Source organism: Pseudomonas sp. 273 (assembly GCF_029201425.1).
Lineage (GTDB): Bacteria > Pseudomonadota > Gammaproteobacteria > Pseudomonadales > Pseudomonadaceae > Pseudomonas > Pseudomonas delhiensis.
In genome coordinates, this window is the sequence record NZ_CP116775.1 from 5357944 (window position 1) to 5377628 (window position 19685).

The following is a 19685-nucleotide window of genomic DNA, read 5'->3' on the forward strand; positions in this document are numbered from 1 at the left end:
CGCCTTGCGGGACACCTGACGCACCCATATGGTGCGCAACAGCCAGGCACGCCCCCTTTTCGCCCAGCGAGAGGGGGCGTGCCGCTTTCCGCTTCCCGCCGGGCGGCGCTGCCTTCCGTCGTCCGCGGGCTCGAATTCGATCCGCACTCCAGGCATGATGGCTATAAGACATCACTGCATTTCACTGCGCAACGGAAGCCATCGGTCGGGCCGGGCAACCGCACCGCCATGGACCGAGGCGCCAGCGCGTCGGGCCGGCGCGTGCCCACCCCTGCCGTACCGTCCCGGGGCGCCCCCAGGAGCCCAGGCATGAGCGCCTACGCCGACACCACCCCAGCGCTGCCCGAGCGCCCCGCCGAGGACTACCTCGCCGAGCGCGTCGCCACGCTGTTCTCCACCAGCCCGTCCACCGCGGTGGGCAACGTGTTCTCCGGCACCATGGTGTTCGGCGTCTACCATGCCAGCGCGCCCTTGCTCGGGCGCTGCCTGTGGCTCGCCGTGCTGGTGTTGCTGATGAGCGTACGCCTGGGCCTGGTGTACGCCTGGCGGCGCGACCCGCAGCGCCTGGCGCCGCATACCTGGGCGCGCCTGACCATGCTGCAGTGCGGCGCGGTGGGGCTGGCCTGGGGCATCGGCGCCATCTGGCTGATGAGCTACGGCACGCCCTACGAGGACGTGATCTACGGCTGCATCGCCCTGGCCTCGGTGATGGTGGCCATGAGCAACGTGTCCTACTGGCCGGCGCACCTGGCCTTCCACGTGCCCATGTTCTTCTTCCTGGGCATCGCCTATTTCCGCGACCCCGAACCCCAGGCAACCTTCCTGGCGGTCTCCGCCTGGGTGGTCTGCCCCTTCATTGCGGAGATGGGCCGGCGCCTGCAGATCCGCTTCAACGAGGCGCTCAAGCTGGCCTGGGAACACCAGGTGCTGGCGCACAAGTACGCGCTGGCCAACCAGGAGCTGGCGGTGCTCAGCCGCACCGACGACCTCACCCGCATCGCCAACAAGCGCCACCTGGACGAGACGCTCAAGCGCGAATGGCACCGCTGCGCCCGGCACGCCGAGCCGCTGAGCGTGCTGATGCTGGATATCGACCACTTCAAGCTCTACAACGACGGCTACGGCCACCTCGCCGGCGACGTCGGCATCCGCCGCGTGGCCGAGGCCATTCGCAATAACGTGCGCGAGCACTGCGACTTCGTCGCCCGCTTCGGCGGCGAGGAGTTCACCGTGGTCATGCCCGGCGCCGACCTGGCCACCGCCTGCGCCATCGGCGAGCGCATCCGCGCCGCCGTCGAGGCCCTGCAACTGCCCCACGCCTGGGCCGCCCGCGGCCACCTGACCGTGAGCATCGGCGTGGCCTCCACCGCCCAGGGCCCGGTGGCCAGCCAGGAAGCCCTGGTGGGCAACGCCGACGTGGCCCTGTACGCCGCCAAGCATGGCGGGCGCAACCGGGTGGAAGCCTTCAGCGGCGACCCGGCCAAGGCGCCGCTGCCGCCGGGCCAACCCTGCCTGCCCAACTGACGCCCCCAGCGCACAAGGCTGCAGACGCAGCGCCCGCTCAAGGGTGCGGCTGGCGTGCGCGTGGCGAGCCTCCGTGAAAATGTTCAGTATAATTTTCACGAAAGCGCCGGTTGCGTAAAAAATATTGGACCGATATTTATCGAATTAACTTAAAAACACTTTAAAAACATATAGTTAAAAACGAAACCGCCATGCGTTTCGGCCATTATTTTTGACGATCGAAAGCGAAATTGTTTGACATATTTTACGGCTCTGGCAGGCTGGTGGGCAGGCTTCGACCGTTTGCGGGCGCCTCCAGCCCCGCCGCGGCAGTGCTCGGAGCCCCAGGTAGCGCCCCTCCCGGCCGCGCCTGCACATAAACGACAGGCCGAGCCTGTCCCAAGGTGACATATGTCCAACAGCAACATTGGCAATAACAATCAGAAACTCCGCAAGCCCGTCGTCCTGATGTCCATGGGCGCCCAGGAACGCAAGGGCCACGACTATCAGGTGATGACCCACAAGTACATCACCCCGATCACCGATATCGCCGGTTGCGTGCCGGTCCTGGTGCCGACCTGCTGCGGCACCGACGATCTCGAGCAGTACCTCGACATGGCCGACGGCGTCTACCTCACCGGTGCCGGCAGCAACATCGACCCGGCCCTCTACGGCCAGGAAAACGAGACCCCCGGCAAGGGCCAGGACAAGCAGCGCGACCTTTTCGACCTGCCCCTGGTCAAGGCCGCCATCGCCCGTGGCCTGCCGATCTTCGGCATCTGCCGCGGCATGCAGGAAATCAACGTCGCGCTGGGCGGCGACATGTACCAGAAGGTCTACGCCGAGCCCGGCTTCAACGACCATCGGGAAAACCCCGAAGACCCGGTCGAGGTGCAGTACGCCCCGGCGCATAGCGTGCGCGTGGCGCGGAACACCTGGCTGCACAAGCTGCTGCAGGCCGATTCGATCCAGGTCAACTCGCTGCACGGCCAGGGCCTGAAGACCCTCGGCAAGGGCCTGGAGGCCATCGCCCACGCCGAGGACGGCCTGGTCGAGGCGATCCACGCACCGACCCTCTCGCCCTTCCTCTTCGCGGTGCAGTGGCACCCGGAATGGCAGGCGCTGAAGAACCCCGATTCGGTGAAGCTCTTCCAGGCCTTCGGCGACGCGTGCCGCCAGCAGGTCAAGAAGAAGCAGGCCCGCTACGGCAACGCTGCCTGAGCGGGTAGCGCCAGGCGGTGATGAAAAAGCCGCTCCTCCCTAACGGAGGAGCGGCTTTTTCGTTTGTGGGCGCTCGTGCCACTACTGGGGCTGGCGGGGCCTGCGGGTCCAATCGCGGACGGAGTCCGCTCCTACGACCGTGCCCCCTGGAACGATTCGTGCCGTAGGGCGCATAACCGTTCGCGGTTATCCGCCGCTGGCCGGAACACCGATGTCCCACGGAGGCATCCGGGCAGAATGACCGGGTGCGAGAACGGCGCCTGACTTGCAGCCGCTCAGGACAGCCCCCTCTCCCGCTTGCGGGAGAGGGTTGGGGAGAGGGCGCTCTTGAACCCACCGGGAACCACCGTTCGCGAGCAAGCTCGCTCCTACACCCCCATCATCACTGCGACGTCCCCGCCGCCGGGAATACCCGCTGGATCCGCTCGGCCAACGCCAATGCCCGCTCGCTCTTGGTGAACAGCAGCAGGTAGTCATGGTCGGACTTGGCCGCCGGGGCGATGCGGTATTCCAGCGGCCCCTGCACCACCTGCTGGCCCACCGGCACGCGGAAGGTGGCCACGCATTCGAGCACGCCGCTGTCCGGGTCCTTCTCGAGAATGGCCGCGTCGCGCAGCTCCACGTCCTTGAGCAGGTCGCCGCGGCCGGCCAGCGGGCCATCGGTGAAGACCTTCACCAACTGGTCGCGCATGTCCTTGCTGGCGCACACCTCCGCTTCCTTGCTACCGCAGGCGCCGAGCAGCACGGCGACACCGATCATTGGCAACAGCTTGTAGTTCATCATTCACCCATGGCGAGACTTGGTGCGAGTTGGAGTCGCCACCAGGGGAAAAATTCCCATGCCTCAGTGTTTTCCGTAATCCGTCCCATGCAACGCGAAGCGCGCGGCCAGCCGCCGCGGCAGCCCCCAGTTCCGCTGCATGCCCGCCGCGGCCAGGAGGATGGCCGCCACGCCCAGCCACTGCGCCAGGCCCAGGCGGTGGCCGAACACCACCCAGTCCACCAGGATCGCCGCCACCGGGTAGATGAACGACAGCGCGCCGGTCAGCGCCGTCGGCAGCTTCTGGATGGCGCCGTAGAGCAGCACGTACATCAGCCCGGTGTGGAGAATGCCAAGGGTGGCCAGGCAGGCCCAGGCCGACGGCTGTTGCGGCAGCGCCGAAAGGTTGGCCAGGGGCGCCAGCAGCAGTACGCCGCTGCACACCTGCACCAGCGCGATCAGGTGCGGCGGCACCGCCTGCAGGCGCTTGACGATCAGCGCGGCGAAGGCATACAGCAGCGCCGCGCCCAGGGCCAGGGCGATGCCCGCCAGGTAGTCGCTGCCCGGCCCGCCGCTGCCGTGGGCGCCGACGATGGCCAGCATGCCGGCGAAGCTCAGCGCCAGCCAGCCGAGCTTGCGCGCGCTGAGCTTCTCGCCGAGGAACGCCGCGGCCAGCAGCACTAGCATGAAGGGCTGGGTGTTGTACACCGCGGTGCCGATGGCGATGGACGCCCGCGAGTAGGAGGCGAACAGCAGCACCCAGTTGCCGACGATGGCCACCCCGCTGAGCAGCGCCAGGCCGAAGGCGGAAAGGCTCAGCACGCCCGGGCGCAGCAGGCCGAGCAGGGCGCAGGCCAGCAGCAGGGTGGCGGCGCCGAACACGCAGCGCCAGAACACCACGTCCAGCACCGGCTGGCCGGACACCAGCACCAGCCAGCCGATGGTGCCGCAGATCAGCATGGCCGCGGTCATCTCCAGGGTGCCGCGTTGAATGGACTTGTCCATGGGGTTCCTCCTGCAAGGTGTGCCTACAGCATGACAAGGCATCACCCCGCCCTTCCATCGCAAACGGAAGGCACAATCGGAATACCGCCTTTACTATCAAGGCATCCACCCGCAATCACCTAACGAGCCGACCATGACCGACGAAATCGACCAACTGCTGATCGCCGCCCTGATGGAAGACTCGCGCCTGTCGCTCAAGGCCCTGGCCCAGGTCAGCGGCCTGTCCGCCCCAGCGTCGGCGAACGCCTGCGCAAGCTGGAGGAACGCGGGGTGATCCGCGGCTACACCCTGGAGGTGGAGCCGAAGGCCTTCGGCTACCTGCTGCAGGCCATCGTCCGCGTGCGCCCCCTGCCCGGCCGGCTGCACGAGGTGGAACGGCAGATCCAGGCCATCCCCGAGTTCACCGAGTGCGACAAGATCACCGGCGACGACTGCTTCGTCGCCCGCCTGTGCGTGCGCGACATGGAACAGCTGGACACCCTGCTCGACCGCCTCAACGCCTACGCAGAGACCAGCACCGCCATCGTCAAGAAGACCCCGGTCAAGCGCCGCCTGCCGCCCATGGCCTGACGCGACGGCGGCAGCAATAGGCAAGAATCCGGCAGCATCGAGCGCCGTCCTTCCGGGGCACGGCGCCCATACTGGTGGCGTCCGCCGCTGCGCAAGGCAGCGGCACCTTCCCCTGCCCTTCCGAGGATTGCTCGCCATGCGCTACAGAAAGTTCGGCAACACCGGTCTGTTCGTCTCGGAACTCTGCCTGGGCACCATGACCTTCGGCGGCGAAGGCCAGCTCTGGAGCCAGATCGGCAAGCTGCAGCAGGCCGAGGCCGAGCAGCTGGTCGGCGCGGCCCTGGCGGCCGGCATCAACTTCATCGACACCGCCGACGTGTATTCCGAAGGCCGCTCCGAGGTCATCACCGGCCAGGCCCTGAAGAACCTCGGCGTGCCCCGCGAGGACGTGGTGATCGCCACCAAGGTGTTCGGCGAGACCGGCACCCGTGGCGCCAACTCCCGCGGCCTGTCGCGCTACCACATCGCCGGCGGCGTGCAGGCCAGCCTGGAGCGCCTGCAGCTGGACCACATCGACCTCTACCAGGTGCACGGCTTCGACCCGGCCACCCCGGTGGAAGAGACCCTGCGCGCCCTCGACGACCTGGTGCGCCAGGGCCTGGTGCGCTACGTTGGCGTCTCCAACTGGGCGGCCTGGCAGATCATGAAGGCCCTGGGCACGTCCGAGCGCCTGGGCCTGGCCCGCTTCGACTCGCTGCAGGCCTACTACAGCATCGCCGGGCGCGACCTGGAGCGCGAACTGGTGCCGCTGCTGCGCAGCGAGAAGGTCGGCCTGATGGTCTGGAGCCCGCTGGCCGGCGGCCTGCTCAGCGGCAAGTACGGCCGCGACCAGCAAGCCGAGGCCGGCAGCCGGCGCACCCAGTTCGACTTCCCGCCGGTGAACCGCGAGCGCGCCTACGACTGCATCGACGCCATGCGCGGCATCGCCGAGGCCAAGGGCGTGTCGGTGGCGCAGGTGGCCCTGGCCTGGCTGCTGCACCAGGAAGTGGTGACCAGCGTGATCATCGGCGCCAAGCGCCTGGAGCAACTGGAGGACAACATCGCCGCAACCCGCGTCGAGCTGAGCGCCGAGGAACTGGCCACCCTCGACAAGGTCAGCGCCCTGCCGGCCGAGTACCCCGGCTGGATGCTCGAGCGCCAGGGCGAGTACCGCCGCGGCCAGTTGGCCGGACGCTGAGCCAACGCCCGGGCCGGGCTCCCGCATGCAGCGGAGCCCGGCCCCCTACCGCTCGTGCGGAAATCCTGAGCTTTCGCCACCGTCGTCAGTCGCATCCATCAGGCAGGCCCCGCGCCTGCCTTTTCGCTTGCGCCTTCCCACAGCAGAGGACCGACGACATGAGCGTGAACATCGACAACCTGACCATCGGCCTGCCCGTTCCCCGCTCGGCCACCAACCCGGTAGCCCTGGAGATTCCCAGCAGCCAGGCGCTGCAGCAGTACCCGGAGCTGGTCACGCGCCAGCCCGATGGCAGCGTGCAGTTCACCGCGCCGACCCTCGGCGCCTCCAGCAAAAGCACCAGGCGCACCCGCTGCGAATGGAAGGAAAGCCGCTACTGGACGCTGGAAAGCGCCCGCGAGCACCTCAACCGCCAGGAGATGACACTGACGCGGGTGAACTCGGCGCAGAAGGTGGTGATCTCGCAGATGCACGTGCAGAACGACGACAGCCCGGTGGTCAAGGTGTTCTGGAGCAAGGGCAAGCTCACCCTGGGCTTTCGCCAGCACTTCGACCAGCCGGACCCGGTGAACGGCACGCTGCTAGATCAGGTGCCGCTGGGTGCGCGCTTCACCCTCCTCATCCATGCCACCGCCGCGGCCGAAATCACCGTGCAGGCCAGCTGCAACGGGCGCACCTCCAGCCTGGCGCCCATGACCCTCGACCCGGACTGGACCGGGCACTTCTTCAATTTCCACGGCGGCGTGTACAACCAGGTCGACTTCAGCGACGCCACCCTCGCCACCGACGGCTCGGTGTGCATCCTCCATGACTTGCAGCTGAGCCATCGCTAGCGCGCGACTTTGCTTCCGCGCCCGGACGCGGCAAGCTCGGGGACCCAGCCAAGGAAACCGCCATGACCGCCCCCGAGCGGCCCCGACGCCTACCTGGACAAGGCCCTGGCCTGGCGCGCCGCCTCAGAGCCAGCCGGCCAGGCGCAGCAGCCACCAGGCGAGGATCACCAGTTGCACCAGGTAGCCGGCGAAGCGCAGCCAGACGAACAGCGGCGAGGTGCTGGCCAGGTGCATCAGGCTCTGGAAGATGCGCGCCGCCAGCAGCACCGGCGCCAGCGGGTCGGTGACCTGGGTCTGGCCGGTGAGCATGGCGTAGAGCAGCACGGCGAAGAACAGCGGCAGGTTCTCCACGCAGTTGGCGTGGGCCCGCGCCAGGCGCTGGCCGAAGCCCGGCGTGCTGCTGCCGTCGGCGGCGAAGGCGTTGACCGCGCGGCTGCCGGAAAGCACCAGCAGGCCACGGTGGTTGACCAGGACGAGGACCAGCAGCAGGGTCCAGGCGACCAGACCGAGCAAGGCGACAGCACTGGGGCTGAGGGACATGGCGGAGCTCCTTGTTGTTGTGGCGGAGACTCTAGCCAATCTAGAGCAATTACTCTAGTCGCCTTCAGCCTTTCCCCGCCCGCGCCAGGCAGCGCTGGTAGCGCTCGTCCACGCGCTGGGCGAACCAGGCGGTGGTGAGGTTGCGGGTGATCTTCGGGCTGTGCAGGGTGATGCCCGGCAGCACCGCCCGGGCCAGCGGCTTGCCTTCGTTCTTCTCGGCCAGGGCGAAGACCTTGGCGTACAGTTTCGTCTCGCCGAACTCCGCGCGCTCGCCCTGCTCCAGGTCGCGGCGGATCTGGCTGTCGCTCAGGCCCAGGCGCGGGCCCAGGGTGCGCACCGCGAGTTCGGTGGCGCCGGCGGCGCTGGAGTCGTAGCGGATCAGGTCGCCGTCCAGCGCCAGCGGGATGCCGGTGGCCAGGCTCACCGCGCGCTGGAAGGCGGCGTTGCGGCTGGCGTACCAGCCGGCGTTGAAGTCGGCGAAGCGGTACAGCGGCCGCTCGTAGTCCGCCGGGTAGCCCAGCAGGTGGGCAATGCCGAAGTACATGCCGCCGCGGCGGCTGAACACCTCCTGGCGCACGCTCCCCTTGAGCGGGTACGGGTAACCCTCGGCATGCTGCTCGGCGAAGGCCACGCTGACCTGCATGGGCCCGCCGGTACGCACCGGGTTGAAGCGGCCGAACAGCTGCTGGCCGAGCGGTACCATGCCGATGAAGTCATCGAAGATGGCGCTCAGCTCGCGTTCGCTGCGCACCGCGTCCAGGCGCTGGCTGTAGCTCTTGCCGCTGGGCGACTTCAGCGCCAGCGCGGCGTCGAGCACGAAGCCGGGGACGTGCAGGCGCGCGGCGCGCCTCTTCATCTCGTCGCGGGCGATGCGGCCCAGGCCCGGCACCTGCGGGTCGGCCTGGAAGTTCGACTCCTGTTCGGTCACCGCCAGCACCGAGCAGAGGTTCTCCTTGCTCGGGCGGATGCGCTGGGCGGCGAAGGCCACCTGGATGTCCGTGGCCCAGCCGCTGCGGTCGCTCACCCTGGCCGGCAGCAGCTGCGCCAGGGTGGCGCGCACCTGCGCCGGGGTCGGCTCCGGCGCCTGGCGGGCGGACTGCGAGCTGCAACCGGCCAGGGCCAGCAGGCCGAAGGCGATGCCCATGGCGCGCCAGGGCATTTTGGCGGGACGGGCGAACGGAATGGCGGTGGCGAACATGGGCGCTTCCTGACGACGAGACGCCGCGACCATCGCAGAAATGCCCTTTCCAGGCCAGCCCAACGCGCCGACTTGCAGGCCCCCGGCCAGCCTCTAAGCTCGAATCCATGGCCCCCGGATTCGAGGTGAACGATGGACATCAAGGACCTGCGCAAACAGGGCAAGGACGCCCGTGACAAGTGCCCACGCAGCAGCCACGCCGAACCCGGGAAGATCGACCGCGACCCGCTGCCGCTGATCGAGGCCTCCAGCGCCGGCCGCGTGCGGTCCCTGGTGGCGCTGCGCTACGGGCGCATGCTGGTGTCGCCCTTCACCTTCTTCCGCGGCAGCGCCCTGCTCCAGGCCCACGACCTCTCGGGCACCCCGGACATGGGCATGGAACTGCCGATCTGCGGCGACTGCCACCTGATGAACTTCGGTGGCTTCGCCTCCCCCGAGCGCAACCTGCTGTTCAACGTCAATGACTTCGACGAGGTCCACCCCGGCCCCTGGGAATGGGACCTCAAGCGCCTGGTGGCGAGCTTCCTGATCGCCGCCCGCGACCTGCGCCACGGCGAGACGGTGGAAGAGGACGTCTGCCGCCAACTGGTGCTGTCCTACCAGCAGAACATCGCCGAATGTGCCGAGATGGGCGCCCTGGAGCTGTGGTACGGGCGCATCGACTACGAGGTGGCGCTGGAGCAGGAGCGCGAGAAGGACCTGCGCGAGCACGTGCAGCGCGCCATCGAGAAGGCCAACCGGCGCACCCATGCCGAGCTGCTGCCGAAGATCGCCGAACGCGACGCCCAGGGCCGCCTGGAGATCCGCGACGACCTGCCGGAGATCTTCCACCTGCACTCCGCGACCAGCCTGCTGGACGAGGACGACGACTGGATGAGCCTGGATCACTGGCAGGATCTGCACGACACCTTCATCCGCGACTACCGCACCACCCTGCAGGCCGACCGTCGCGAACTGCTCGACCGCTTCGAGGTGCAGGACCTGGTGTTCAAGGTGGTGGGCGTGGGCAGCGTCGGCACCCGCTGCCTGGTGGCGTTGCTCACCGATCCCCAGGAGCAGCCGCTGTTCCTGCAATTCAAGGAGGCCCGTCCCTCGGTGCTGGCCACCTATGTGCGCAGCAAGCTGCGCACCCGCCACCAGGGCCAGCGGGTGGTGGACGGCCAGCGCCTGATGCAGTCGGCCAGCGATCTCTTCCTCGGCTGGACCACCGGCCCCAATGGCCGCCACTTCTACGTGCGCCAGTTGCGCGACATGAAGGTCTCGGCGGAACTGGAGACCTTCGACGAGAAAGCCTTCGCCGCCTACGCACGGGTCTGCGGCCGCGCCCTGGCCTGCGCCCACGCCAAGTCCGGCGGCCAGGCGGCGCGGATCGCCGGCTACATCGGCAAGAGCGAGGCGCTGAGCGACGCCCTGCTGCACTATGCCAAGGCCTACGCGCTGCAGAACGAACGCGACTTCGAACGCTTCCAGCGCGCCTGCCGCAAGGGCCAGCTGGAGGCGCGCTCGGAGGCGGATTTCACGGCGGATCGGATGCCGTAGGGCGTATAACCGTTCGCGGTTATACGCCGCTACACCCAAGGCCACAGCCAGCGCCCAGGCCAACCCCGGAGCCATCCGGGGCCAAGGCCAAACGGCGGATAACGCGGAGCGTTATTCGCCCTACGCCAAACCGTGACGTAGGGCGTATAACCGTTCGCGGTTATACGCCGTTAGATCAGACTCCCTCCTCCAGCGACTCCGTCCCCAGTTCGTTCCACACCTCCTCTGCCAGGTGGAAGGTCGCGTTGGCCGCCGGGATGCCGCAGTAGATCGCGCTCTGCAGCAGCACTTCCTTGATCTCCTCGCGGCTCACGCCGTTGTTGCGGGCGGCGCGCAGGTGCAGCTTCAGTTCGCCCTCGCGGTTCATGCCGATGAGCATGGCGATGGTCACCAGGCTGCGGGTGTGGCGCGGCAGGCCGGGGCGGGTCCAGATGTCGCCCCAGGCGTGGCGGGTGATCATTTCCTGGAATTCTTCGTTGAAGGCGGTGCGGTTGTTCAGGCTGCGGTCGACGTGGGCGTCGCCCAGCACCGCGCGGCGGACCTGCATGCCGGCTTCGTAGCGTTGTTTCTCGTCCATCGGGTTCTCTCTCGCTTGTCTATTGCGCCTCAACCGAGGCGTGCGTGTTCTTCCAGGGCGCGTTCCACCCAGCGGCGGCACTGGCCCAGGTAATTCGCCGGGTCGAGCAGGCGGTCCAGTTCGGCGTCGCTGAGTTGCGCGCGGACCTCGGCGTTGCCGCCCAGCACCTGGCGCAGGTGCGCGCCCTCGGCCACGGCCTGGCGGCAGCACTGCTCCACCAGGTGGTGCGCGGCGTCGCGGCCGATGCGCCGGGCCAGGGCGATGCTCACCGCCTCGGCCAGCACCAGGCCGCGGGTCAGTTCCAGGTTGCGGCGCATGCGCTGGGCGTCCACTTCCAGGCCCGGCACTACCAGCAGCGCCTGCTGCAGGGCGCCGGAAACCAGGCAGCAGAGTTCCGGCAGGCTTTCCCATTCGGCGTGCCACAGGCCGAGGCTGCGCTCGTGTTCCTGGGGCATGGCGCTCAGCATCGTCGCCACCAGGCCGGGCGCGCGGGTGGCGGCGCCGATCAGCACGGCGGCGCCCACCGGGTTGCGCTTGTGCGGCATGGTCGAGGAGCCGCCCTTGCCCGGCGCCGAGGGTTCGAAGACTTCGCCGGCCTCGGTCTGCATCAGCAGGCTGAGGTCGCGGCCGAGCTTGCCCAGGCTGCCGGCCACCAGGCCGAGCCAGGCGGCGAATTCGGCGAGGCGGTCGCGCTGGGTGTGCCAGGGCTGCTCGGGCAGTTGCAGGCGCAGTTCCTCGGCCAGTGCCTCGGCCACGGCGAAGCCGTCGTCGCCCAGCGCCGCCAGGCTGCCGGAGGCGCCGCCGAACTGCAGGCTGAGCAGGCGCGGCTTGAGCTCGGCCAGACGCTCGCGGTGGCGGGTGACGGCGCCGAGCCAGCCGGCGATCTTCATGCCCAGGGTCACCGGCGTTGCGTGTTGCAGCCAGGTGCGCCCGGCCATGGGAACGTCGGCATGCCGGCGCGCCTGTTCGGCCAGGGCCGCGCCCAGGCGCGCCAGGTCGTCCTCCAGCAGGCCGATGGCGGCGCGCAGCTGCAGCACCAGGCCGCTGTCCATGGCGTCCTGGCTGGTGGCGCCGAAGTGCACGTAGCGCTCGGCCTCGGCATCGCCGGCGGCGACCTGCCGGCCCAGCGCCTTGGCCATGGGGATGGCCGAGTTGCCGGCGCTGCAGATGGCCGTGGCCAGGGCGTCGAAGTCGTACAGCTCGGCGCGGCAGGCGGCCTCGATGGGCGCCACCGCGCTGGCCGGGATCACCCCGCAGCGCGCCTCGGCGCGGGCCAGGGCGGCCTCGAAGTCGAGCATGCCCTGCAGGCGCGCGCGGTCGCAGAACAGCTCGCGCATCGCTGGCTGGGTGAAGTAGGCGTCGAAAAGTCGGTTGCTCACGCAAGGGCTCCAGTTTTCTTCGTCATCAGGCACAGCCTACGCCATGCCGTGAACGCCGACGGGCGGACCGCTCGCGCGGCCCGCCCGTTGAGGCGCCAAACAAAGCGCATCAGAAGTCGAAGAACACCGTCTCGCCTTCGCCCTGGATGCGGATGTCGAAACGATAGGCCAGTTGGCCGTTCACTTCGCAGCGGCGGGCCACCAGGGTCTCGCGGCGCGGCGCCTGCTCGATCAGGTTGAGCACCGGGTCCTTGGCGTTGGCCTCGGCCTCGTCCTCGAAGTACAGGCGCGTCTGCAGGTGGATGTTGATGCCGCGGGCGAACAGCGAAACGTTGATGTGCGGCGCCTGCGGGCGGCCGTCGGCGGCCTTGGTCACGCCCGGCTTGATGGTCTTGAGCGTCCACTCGCCGGCATCGAAGGTGGTGGCGGTGCGGCCGAAGCCGTTGAACGCCTTCTCCGCGTCGTAGCGGCTGTCGTAGTTGCCTTCGTGGTCGGCCTGCCAGAACTCCAGGAAGGAGTCGCGCACCAGGTGGCCGTTGCCGTCGTAGACGTGGCCCAGCAGCAGGATGTGCTCGCCGGCGGCGCCGGGCTTGGCCATCTGGTTCCAGATTTCCAGGTCGCGGGTCGGGTTGCCGGCGGCCTCCAGGGCCAGGCCGATGTGCACGTAGGGGCCGGCGGTCTGCGAGGGGGTTTCGGGGAGCAGTTGAACGGGCATGGCGAACCTCCTCAGCGATTCTCGAAGTGGGTCTGGCGCTGGCCGCGCAGCACGATGTCGAAGCGGTAGGCCAGGCAATCCATGGGGTTGGCCATGCCCATGTCCAGGCGCGCGATCAGGCTCTGCACCGCCTCGGGGTTGGCGATCGACTTGACGATGGGGCACATCGGGATCAGCGGGTCGCCCTCGAAGTACAGCTGGGTGATCAGCCGGGTGGCGATGGACGGGCCGCTGATGGAGAAGTGGATGTGCGCCGGGCGCCAGTCGTTGGGGCCGTTGCGCCACGGGTAGGGGCCGGGCTTGATGGTGCGGAAGATATAGCGGCCGTCGCTGTCGGTGATGGCGCGGCCGACGCCGCCGAAGTTCGGGTCCAGCGGCGCCAGGTAGCGGTCGTTCTTGTGCCGGTAGCGGCCGCCGGCGTTGGCCTGCCACATCTCCACCAGGGTGTTGGGCACGGGCTTGCCGTACTGGTCGACGACGCGGCCGTGGACGACGATGCGCTCGCCGATGGGTAGGGCGCCGGTGTTGAAGTTGAGCAGCAGGTCGTTGTCGTGCTCGCCGAACTTCAGGTGCGAGAAGTCCGGGCCGGTGGTCTCGGAGATCGACTGCGGGATGCTCACCAGCGCCTGGCGCGGGGAGCGGGCGACGGAGGTCTTGTAGTCGGGGGTGAGGGCTTTGGGGTGCCAGTTGCGGTCACGGATGACGAACCGGCTGCTGTCCACTTCGGACATGGCGGTCTCCTGTTGTTGGAGTTATAGGAGCCTGTAGAGCATCAGGCATGTGCTCCGCAGTTTCCGCCAGGTTGGTCCGCAGGAAAATTGAAAAGGCGCCTGCGATCATTAACCAATTGGTTATGGATAAACCCCGTCGCGGTATTCCTGCCCCACCTCGCGCAGCACTTCCTGGCACCAGTGCGCGCCGAGGGACAGCGGCAGCGAGGCGTTGCTGCAGATGCCCACCGAACCACCGGCCTCCTGCAACTGCGGCGCCAGTTCGGCCAGCTCGCCCTTGCCCAGGGCCGCGCGCACCGCGTCCAGCGGCGCCATCCACACCGCGTCGCTGTCGTCGACGTAGCGCCGGCTCAGGCTCAGCGAGAGGGTCTCCAGGCGCCGCGACGACTGGCGCAGGCCGTGCTCGACGAACAGGCTGTCGACGCGCTTGCGGATGGTGGTGCCGGCGGTGGGCAGCACCAGCGGGTATTCCTCCAGCTCCGCGGCGTCCAGCGGCCGGCCCAGCAGCGGGTGGCCGGCGCGCACCACCAGGGTCAGCGGTTCGTTGTACAGGTGTTCGAAGGTCAGGCCCTGGATCTGCGGGCTGTCGGTCATGCGCCCGACCACCAGGTCCAGCTCGCCGACGCGCAACTGCGAGAGCAGGTGCGCGCTGGGCCCGGTGACCACGCTGACCACCAGCGCCCCGTGGCGCTCGTGCAGGCGCCGCACCACCTCCGGGAGGAAGGCGCCCTCCACGGTGGAGAGCACGCCCAGGCGCGCGCTGCTGGCCGCATACTCGCCGCCGCGCAGGCTCTCCACGCCGTCGCGCAGGGCCTGCACGCAGGGCCCGGCGTAGCGCAGGAAGGCAATGCCCGCCTCGGTCAGCGTGGCGCCGCCCTTGCCGCGCTCGAACAGGCTGGCGTCGAGCACCTCCTCCAGCTCCTTGAGGGTCTTGGACACCGCCGGCTGGCTCACCGCCAGGCGGTCGGCGGCGCGCGCCAGGCTGCCCAGGCGAGCCACCTCGAGGAAGCACAGCAGGTGGCGGAACTTGATGCGTGAGTCGATGTTCATCGGTTACCCCGGAAGGCCCTGGGCGACTGCCCGGTGCCGCGCTTGAAGAATCGCGAGAAGTACGCCGGCTCCGAGAAGCCCAGCTGGTCGGAGACCTCCTGCACGGTCATGTCCGTGTACACCAGGTTGCGCTTGGCCTCCAGCAGCAGGCGCTGGTTGATCAGCTGCAGCGCCGAGGCGCCGGCCAGGCGCCGGCACAGGGCGTTGAGGTGCGCCGCGCTGATGCCCAGGCGCTCGGCGTAGCGCTCGATCGGCAGGTGCTCGCGGAAGCGTTGCTCCACCAGCCGGCGGAACGCCTGCAGGTGCTCGCGGCCGCGGTCCGGGGTGGCGCTGGCGGCATGGCTGGCCTGCAGGTGGCGGCGGCCCAGCCATACCAGCAGGGCGCTGACCAGCGAGCGCAGCATCAGCTCGCGGCCCGGCTCCTGGCGGGTGTATTCGCGCTCGATGGACTCGAACAGGGTGCTCAGGTAGCGCTCGTCCTCGCCCACCGCGTAGCACTGCGGCTGTTCCAGCACGGCGCGGTCGAACTGGCGCAGCAGTTCCTCGGCGAAGGGCTGGGCCAGGCTGATGACGTAGCCGTCGATCTGCGCGGTGAAGCGGAAGCCGTGCACGCACAGCGGCGGCGAGACCTGCAGGGTGGCCTCGCGCACGTGGGTGACGCTGCCCTCCACTTCCAGCTCGGCCTCGCCGGCGCGCACGTAGAGCAACTGCACCAGGTCGGCGTGGCGGTGCGGGCGGATCTCCCAGTCGTACAGGCTGCTGCGCGAAGGGATGGTCTCGCAGTGCAGGGGGTCGGGTGTCGGCCAGGCGTGGGTCTCGCCGTACAGCTGAAACACCGGGACCGGGTTCGAAGCGGGCGTCTTGTGCATTTATAGGCCGCCGAAGCTATCCACGAAAAATCCAGGTTATCTGTTGGATATTGCCTTCTGCGCAGCGATTCATCCACCAAAAATGCAGGAGCCAATAACAACTACGCGGCCAGGGGGCGTGCCTACGACCACCCGGTCCGCGACGACGAGGAAAACAACAATGAAAACCCAGGTTGCCATCATCGGCGCCGGCCCTTCCGGGCTGCTCCTCGGCCAGCTGCTGCAGCGTGCCGGTATCGACAACGTCATCCTCGAACGCCAGAGCCCGGACTACGTGCTCGGGCGCATCCGCGCCGGGGTGCTGGAACAGGGCACCGTGGACCTGCTGCGCGAAGCCGGCGCCAACGCCCGCATGGACGCCGAGGGCCTGCCCCACGACGGCTTCGAGCTGGTGCTGGACGGCCGCCGCGAGCGCATCGACCTCAAGGGCCTGACCGGCGGCAAGAACGTGATGGTCTACGGCCAGACCGAAGTCACCCGCGACCTCATGGAGGCGCGCCAGGCCAGCGGCGCCCTGAGCATCTACGAAGCCGGCGACGTGCAGCTGCACGAGGTGCAGGGCGAGAAGCCCTACGTCACCTTCACCAAGGACGGCGAGGCCGCCCGCCTGGACTGCGACTACATTGCCGGCTGCGACGGCTTCCACGGCGTATCGCGGCAGACCATCCCGGCCGACAAGCTCAAGACCTACGAGCGCGTCTACCCCTTCGGCTGGCTCGGCCTGCTCAGCGACACCCCGCCGGTCAACCACGAACTCATCTACGCCAGCAGCGAACGCGGCTTCAGCCTCAGCAGCATGCGCTCGGCCACCCGCAGCCGCTACTACCTGCAGGTGGGCCTGGAGGAGAAGGTCGAGGACTGGTCCGACCAGCGCTTCTGGGACGAACTCAAGCGCCGCCTGCCGGCCGACGCCGCGGCGCGCCTGGTCACCGGGCCGTCGCTGGAGAAGAGCATCGCCCCGCTGCGCAGCTTCGTGGTGGAGCCGCTGCAGTACGGCAAGCTGTTCCTGGTCGGCGACGCCGGGCACATAGTCCCGCCCACCGGGGCCAAGGGCCTGAACCTGGCGGCCAGCGACGTCGACGCCCTGTACCGCATCCTGGTCAAGGTCTATGGCGAGGGCCGCGTCGAGCTGCTGCAGCGCTACTCGGAAGTCGCCCTGCGGCGCATCTGGAAGGCCGAGCGCTTCTCCTGGTGGATGACCAGCATGCTGCACAAGTTCCCCGACAACGACGCCTTCACCCAGAAGATGCTCGACACCGAACTGGCCTACTTCCTCGATTCCCTGGCGGGGCGCACCTGCATCGCCGAGAATTACGTGGGCCTGCCCTTCGAGACGATCGAGTAGCGCCGCCGCCGCGAGCCCCCCGTGGAACGCGGGGGCTTGCCCTCGGCGGAAAAATTACGCAGAGTGTAAGTCCATTACGAAAACAACAGTGTCCGCCACGACGGGCACGCTGCCTGCGAGTGCCGGTTCATGGACCTCTACACCTACTACCGCTCCACCTCCTCCTACCGGGTGCGCATCGCCCTGGCCCTGAAGGGGCTGGAAGCCCGGCAGCTGCCGGTGAACCTGCTGCAGGGCGAGCACCGCCAGGGCGCCTACCTGGCCCTGAACCCGCAAGGCCGCGTGCCGGCCCTGCGCACCGACGAAGGCGAGCTGCTGATCCAGTCGCCGGCGATCATCGAATACCTGGAAGAACGCTACCCCGAACCCGCCCTGCTGCCGGCCGACGCCCTGCAGCGCGCGCACCAGCGCGGCGTGGCGGCGCTCATCGGTTGCGACATCCACCCGCTGCACAACGTCGCCGTGCTCAACCGCCTGCGCGGGCTGGGCATCGACGAGAACGGCGTCGAGCAATGGATCGCCCACTGGGTCGGCGAAGGCCTCAAGGCAGTGGAAGCGCTGATCGGCGACGAGGGCTTCTGCTGCGGCCCGCAGCCGGGCCTGGCCGACGTCTACCTGCTGCCGCAGCTGTACGCCGCCCGCCGCTTCAAGGTGGACCTGGCAGGATTCCCGCGCATACTCAGGGTAGAGCGCCTGGCCCTGGAGCACCCGGCCTTCCGCCAGGCCCACCCGGACGTCCAGGCCGACAAGCCGGCCTGAGGAGCGCGCCATGCACAGCCTCGGATTCAAAGTCACCATCGGCGACTTCCTCGCCCGCAGCGTACGCGGCGTGCCCTGCTCGCCACCGCGCCAGCCGCGTAGCTGACCCCACGACTTTCCGAATCCCGGGCGCGCCGCCGCGCGCGTCCACCGCGAGGAACACAGACATGGCAGACCTCTTCGACAACCCCATGGGCCTCATGGGCTTCGAATTCATCGAATTCGCCTCCCCCACCCCCGGCGTGATGGAACCCATCTTCGCCAGCCTCGGCTTCACCAAGGTGGCCAGCCACCGCTCCAAGGACGTGGACCTGTACCGCCAGGGCGACATCAACCTGATCCTCAACAACGAGCCCAAGAGCCTGGCGGCCTACTTCGCCGCCGAGCACGGCCCCTCGGTGTGCGGCATGGCCTTCCGCGTGAAGAACGCGCACCAGGCCTACGCCCGCGCCCTGGAGCTGGGCGCGCAGCCGGTGGAAATCCCCACCGGGCCGATGGAGCTGCGCCTGCCGGCGATCAAGGGCATCGGCGGCGCGCCGCTGTACCTGATCGACCGCTTCGGCGAGGGCTCGTCGATCTACGACATCGACTTCGAGTTCATCGAAGGCGTGGACCGCCATCCGAAGGGCGCCGGCCTGAAGATCATCGACCACCTCACCCACAACGTGTACCGCGGGCGCATGGCCTACTGGGCGGACTTCTACGAGAAGCTGTTCAACTTCCGCGAGATCCGCTACTTCGACATCAAGGGCGAGTACACCGGCCTGACCTCCAAGGCCATGACCGCGCCGGACGGCATGATCCGCATCCCGCTCAACGAGGAATCCTCCAAGGGCGCCGGGCAGATCGAGGAATTCCTCATGCAGTTCAACGGCGAGGGCATCCAGCACGTGGCCTTCCTCACCGACGACCTGGTGAAGACCTGGGACGCCCTCAAGGGCCTGAACATGCGCTTCATGACCGCGCCGCCGGCGACCTACTACGAGATGCTCGAAGAGCGCCTGCCCAACCACGGCGAGCCGGTGGAGGAACTGCGCAACCGCGGCATCCTCCTCGACGGCACCTCCGAGGGCGGCAAGCGCCGCCTGCTGCTGCAGATCTTCTCGGAAACCCTGATGGGCCCGGTGTTCTTCGAGTTCATCCAGCGCAAGGGCGACGACGGCTTCGGCGAGGGCAACTTCAAGGCGCTATTCGAATCCATCGAGCGCGACCAGATCCGCCGCGGGGTGCTGGAGGCGAAATAAACCCATCGCGGACGGAGTCCGCTCCTACGGGGAACCCGTGCTTCACGGCAAATTGTAGGAGCGGGCCCTGCCCGCGATTCGCGCACAGGGCGCGCTCCTGCAGGTTGAAGCTGAACTTCGCGTTCATGCCGGACAGCCCCCTCTCCCGCTTGCGGGAGAGGGTTGGGGAGAGGGGAAGGCGTCAATCCAAAGCACGGTGCCGTCGGCGAACGCCATTCGCGGACAAGGTCCGCTCCTACGGGGAGCCCGTGCTTCACGGCAAATTGTAGGAGCGGGCCCTGCCCGCGATTCGCGCGCAGGGCGCGCTCCTACAGGTTGAAGCTGAACTCCGCGTTCATACCGGACAGCCCCCTCTCCCGCTTGTGGGAGAGGGGAAGGCGTCAATCCAAAGCACAGTACAGCCGGCGAACGCCATTCGCGGACAAGGTCCGCTCCTACAGGGAGCCCGTGCTTCACGGCAAATTGTAGGAGCGGGCCCTGCCCGCGATTCGCGCGCAGGGCGCGCTCCTACAGGTTGAAGCTGAACTCCGCGTTCATACCGGACAGCCCCCTCTCCCGCTTGCGGGAGAGGGTTGGGGAGAGGGGAAGGCGTCAATCCAAAGCACAGTACCGCCGGCGAACGCCATTCGCGGACAAGGTCCGCTCCTACGGAGAGCCCGTGCTTCCCAGC

18 protein-coding genes and 1 pseudogene are annotated in these 19685 nt (G+C 68.4%); 9 read left to right on the forward strand and 10 right to left on the reverse strand.

Going from position 1 to position 19685, the window contains the following annotated elements:
- Positions 1-309: 309 nt before the first annotated feature.
- Together PKO50_RS24425 and PKO50_RS24430 are read left to right on the forward strand one after the other, a co-directional pair.
- Complete coding sequence (locus tag PKO50_RS24425) at positions 310-1524, forward strand: GGDEF domain-containing protein (protein ID WP_275627473.1); 1215 nt, start codon at positions 310-312, stop codon at positions 1522-1524.
- A gap of 390 nt (positions 1525-1914) precedes the next feature.
- Positions 1915-2724: a type 1 glutamine amidotransferase gene (locus tag PKO50_RS24430; protein WP_109936379.1), complete on the forward strand. Its 810-nt coding sequence runs from the start codon at positions 1915-1917 to the stop codon at positions 2722-2724.
- Positions 2725-3106: 382 nt separating this feature from the next.
- Here the strand turns inward: PKO50_RS24430 and PKO50_RS24435 are convergent, their stop codons facing one another.
- Positions 3107-3508, reverse strand: a complete 402-nt coding sequence (locus tag PKO50_RS24435) for a hypothetical protein (protein WP_089394202.1) — start codon at positions 3506-3508, stop codon at positions 3107-3109.
- Positions 3509-3568: 60 nt separating this feature from the next.
- The gene (locus PKO50_RS24440) at positions 3569-4489 is read right to left on the reverse strand and encodes a DMT family transporter (protein WP_275627474.1); all 921 of its coding nucleotides are present in this window, start codon (positions 4487-4489) and stop codon (positions 3569-3571) included.
- Between the two features lie 133 nt (positions 4490-4622).
- Here PKO50_RS24440 and PKO50_RS24445 point away from each other — a divergent pair.
- The 3 genes and pseudogenes from PKO50_RS24445 (at position 4623) to PKO50_RS24455 (ending at position 7069) form a co-directional block, all read left to right on the forward strand.
- Positions 4623-5059: pseudogene (locus tag PKO50_RS24445) on the forward strand (Lrp/AsnC family transcriptional regulator).
- A 136-nt stretch (positions 5060-5195) separates the two neighbouring features.
- The gene (locus PKO50_RS24450) at positions 5196-6236 is read left to right on the forward strand and encodes an aldo/keto reductase (RefSeq protein WP_109936381.1); all 1041 of its coding nucleotides are present in this window, start codon (positions 5196-5198) and stop codon (positions 6234-6236) included.
- Positions 6237-6394: 158 nt separating this feature from the next.
- The gene (locus PKO50_RS24455; protein WP_109936382.1) at positions 6395-7069 is read left to right on the forward strand and encodes a polysaccharide lyase family 7 protein; all 675 of its coding nucleotides are present in this window, start codon (positions 6395-6397) and stop codon (positions 7067-7069) included.
- 123 nt (positions 7070-7192) lie between these two features.
- On the opposite strand, the gene PKO50_RS24460 is transcribed toward PKO50_RS24455, so the two are convergent.
- Together PKO50_RS24460 and PKO50_RS24465 are read right to left on the reverse strand one after the other, a co-directional pair.
- Positions 7193-7609 (reverse strand): MAPEG family protein, encoded by a 417-nt coding sequence (locus PKO50_RS24460; RefSeq protein WP_109936383.1) that lies wholly within the window; start codon positions 7607-7609, stop codon positions 7193-7195.
- Between the two features lie 64 nt (positions 7610-7673).
- A complete protein-coding gene (locus PKO50_RS24465) occupies positions 7674-8768 on the reverse strand; it encodes a DUF1615 domain-containing protein (protein WP_109937322.1) in 1095 nt (364 codons plus the stop codon).
- A 171-nt stretch (positions 8769-8939) separates the two neighbouring features.
- Here PKO50_RS24465 and PKO50_RS24470 point away from each other — a divergent pair, with 171 nt between their 5' ends.
- Positions 8940-10346 carry a DUF2252 domain-containing protein gene (locus PKO50_RS24470; protein WP_109936384.1) on the forward strand — a complete coding sequence of 469 codons (1407 nt, stop codon included), beginning with the start codon at positions 8940-8942 and terminating at the stop codon, positions 10344-10346.
- A gap of 175 nt (positions 10347-10521) precedes the next feature.
- Here PKO50_RS24470 and pcaC read toward each other — a convergent pair whose 3' ends face one another.
- From pcaC to PKO50_RS24500, 6 genes are all read right to left on the reverse strand, one after another.
- On the reverse strand, positions 10522-10923 hold the full coding sequence (gene pcaC / locus PKO50_RS24475) for a 4-carboxymuconolactone decarboxylase (protein ID WP_275627475.1): 402 nt from the start codon (positions 10921-10923) through the stop codon (positions 10522-10524).
- Positions 10924-10952: 29 nt separating this feature from the next.
- Positions 10953-12302 carry a 3-carboxy-cis,cis-muconate cycloisomerase gene (locus PKO50_RS24480; RefSeq protein WP_109936385.1) on the reverse strand — a complete coding sequence of 450 codons (1350 nt, stop codon included), beginning with the start codon at positions 12300-12302 and terminating at the stop codon, positions 10953-10955.
- Positions 12303-12411: 109 nt separating this feature from the next.
- On the reverse strand, positions 12412-13017 hold the full coding sequence (gene pcaG, locus PKO50_RS24485) for a protocatechuate 3,4-dioxygenase subunit alpha (protein WP_009618058.1): 606 nt from the start codon (positions 13015-13017) through the stop codon (positions 12412-12414).
- A gap of 11 nt (positions 13018-13028) precedes the next feature.
- Positions 13029-13748: a protocatechuate 3,4-dioxygenase subunit beta gene (pcaH, locus tag PKO50_RS24490; RefSeq protein WP_058072712.1), complete on the reverse strand. Its 720-nt coding sequence runs from the start codon at positions 13746-13748 to the stop codon at positions 13029-13031.
- A gap of 120 nt (positions 13749-13868) precedes the next feature.
- Complete coding sequence (gene pcaQ / locus PKO50_RS24495) at positions 13869-14798, reverse strand: pca operon transcription factor PcaQ (protein WP_275627476.1); 930 nt, start codon at positions 14796-14798, stop codon at positions 13869-13871.
- Entirely contained in the window at positions 14795-15667 is an 873-nt protein-coding gene (locus PKO50_RS24500; RefSeq protein ID WP_089394211.1) for a helix-turn-helix domain-containing protein, read from the reverse strand. Before PKO50_RS24500 ends, pcaQ begins: the two co-directional genes overlap by 4 nt.
- Positions 15668-15827: 160 nt before the next feature.
- Here PKO50_RS24500 and pobA point away from each other — a divergent pair, with 160 nt between their 5' ends.
- The 3 genes from pobA to hppD all read left to right on the forward strand — a co-directional run bounded on the left by pobA (position 15828) and on the right by hppD (position 19015).
- Positions 15828-17012 (forward strand): 4-hydroxybenzoate 3-monooxygenase, encoded by a 1185-nt coding sequence (gene pobA / locus PKO50_RS24505; protein WP_275627477.1) that lies wholly within the window; start codon positions 15828-15830, stop codon positions 17010-17012.
- 129 nt (positions 17013-17141) lie between these two features.
- Positions 17142-17771 (forward strand): maleylacetoacetate isomerase, encoded by a 630-nt coding sequence (gene maiA / locus PKO50_RS24510; RefSeq protein ID WP_275627478.1) that lies wholly within the window; start codon positions 17142-17144, stop codon positions 17769-17771.
- 167 nt (positions 17772-17938) lie between these two features.
- Entirely contained in the window at positions 17939-19015 is a 1077-nt protein-coding gene (hppD, locus tag PKO50_RS24515; RefSeq protein ID WP_109936388.1) for a 4-hydroxyphenylpyruvate dioxygenase, read from the forward strand.
- Positions 19016-19685 lie beyond the last annotated feature (670 nt).

What these genes read in the sequence shown, in the direction of transcription:
- PKO50_RS24425 (WP_275627473.1), top strand. Translation starts at nt 310, where the DNA reads ATGAGCGCCTACGCCGACACCACCCCAGCGCTGCCCGAGCGCCCCGCC.
- PKO50_RS24430 (WP_109936379.1), top strand. Translation starts at nt 1,915, where the DNA reads ATGTCCAACAGCAACATTGGCAATAACAATCAGAAACTCCGCAAGCCC.
- PKO50_RS24435 (WP_089394202.1), bottom strand. Translation starts at nt 3,508, where the DNA reads ATGATGAACTACAAGCTGTTGCCAATGATCGGTGTCGCCGTGCTGCTC.
- PKO50_RS24440 (WP_275627474.1), bottom strand. Translation starts at nt 4,489, where the DNA reads ATGGACAAGTCCATTCAACGCGGCACCCTGGAGATGACCGCGGCCATG.
- PKO50_RS24450 (WP_109936381.1), top strand. Translation starts at nt 5,196, where the DNA reads ATGCGCTACAGAAAGTTCGGCAACACCGGTCTGTTCGTCTCGGAACTC.
- PKO50_RS24455 (WP_109936382.1), top strand. Translation starts at nt 6,395, where the DNA reads ATGAGCGTGAACATCGACAACCTGACCATCGGCCTGCCCGTTCCCCGC.
- PKO50_RS24460 (WP_109936383.1), bottom strand. Translation starts at nt 7,609, where the DNA reads ATGTCCCTCAGCCCCAGTGCTGTCGCCTTGCTCGGTCTGGTCGCCTGG.
- PKO50_RS24465 (WP_109937322.1), bottom strand. Translation starts at nt 8,768, where the DNA reads ATGCCCTGGCGCGCCATGGGCATCGCCTTCGGCCTGCTGGCCCTGGCC.
- PKO50_RS24470 (WP_109936384.1), top strand. Translation starts at nt 8,940, where the DNA reads ATGGACATCAAGGACCTGCGCAAACAGGGCAAGGACGCCCGTGACAAG.
- pcaC (WP_275627475.1), bottom strand. Translation starts at nt 10,923, where the DNA reads ATGGACGAGAAACAACGCTACGAAGCCGGCATGCAGGTCCGCCGCGCG.
- pcaG (WP_009618058.1), bottom strand. Translation starts at nt 13,017, where the DNA reads ATGCCCGTTCAACTGCTCCCCGAAACCCCCTCGCAGACCGCCGGCCCC.
- pcaH (WP_058072712.1), bottom strand. Translation starts at nt 13,748, where the DNA reads ATGTCCGAAGTGGACAGCAGCCGGTTCGTCATCCGTGACCGCAACTGG.
- pcaQ (WP_275627476.1), bottom strand. Translation starts at nt 14,798, where the DNA reads ATGAACATCGACTCACGCATCAAGTTCCGCCACCTGCTGTGCTTCCTC.
- PKO50_RS24500 (WP_089394211.1), bottom strand. Translation starts at nt 15,667, where the DNA reads ATGCACAAGACGCCCGCTTCGAACCCGGTCCCGGTGTTTCAGCTGTAC.
- pobA (WP_275627477.1), top strand. Translation starts at nt 15,828, where the DNA reads ATGAAAACCCAGGTTGCCATCATCGGCGCCGGCCCTTCCGGGCTGCTC.
- maiA (WP_275627478.1), top strand. Translation starts at nt 17,142, where the DNA reads ATGGACCTCTACACCTACTACCGCTCCACCTCCTCCTACCGGGTGCGC.
- hppD (WP_109936388.1), top strand. Translation starts at nt 17,939, where the DNA reads ATGGCAGACCTCTTCGACAACCCCATGGGCCTCATGGGCTTCGAATTC.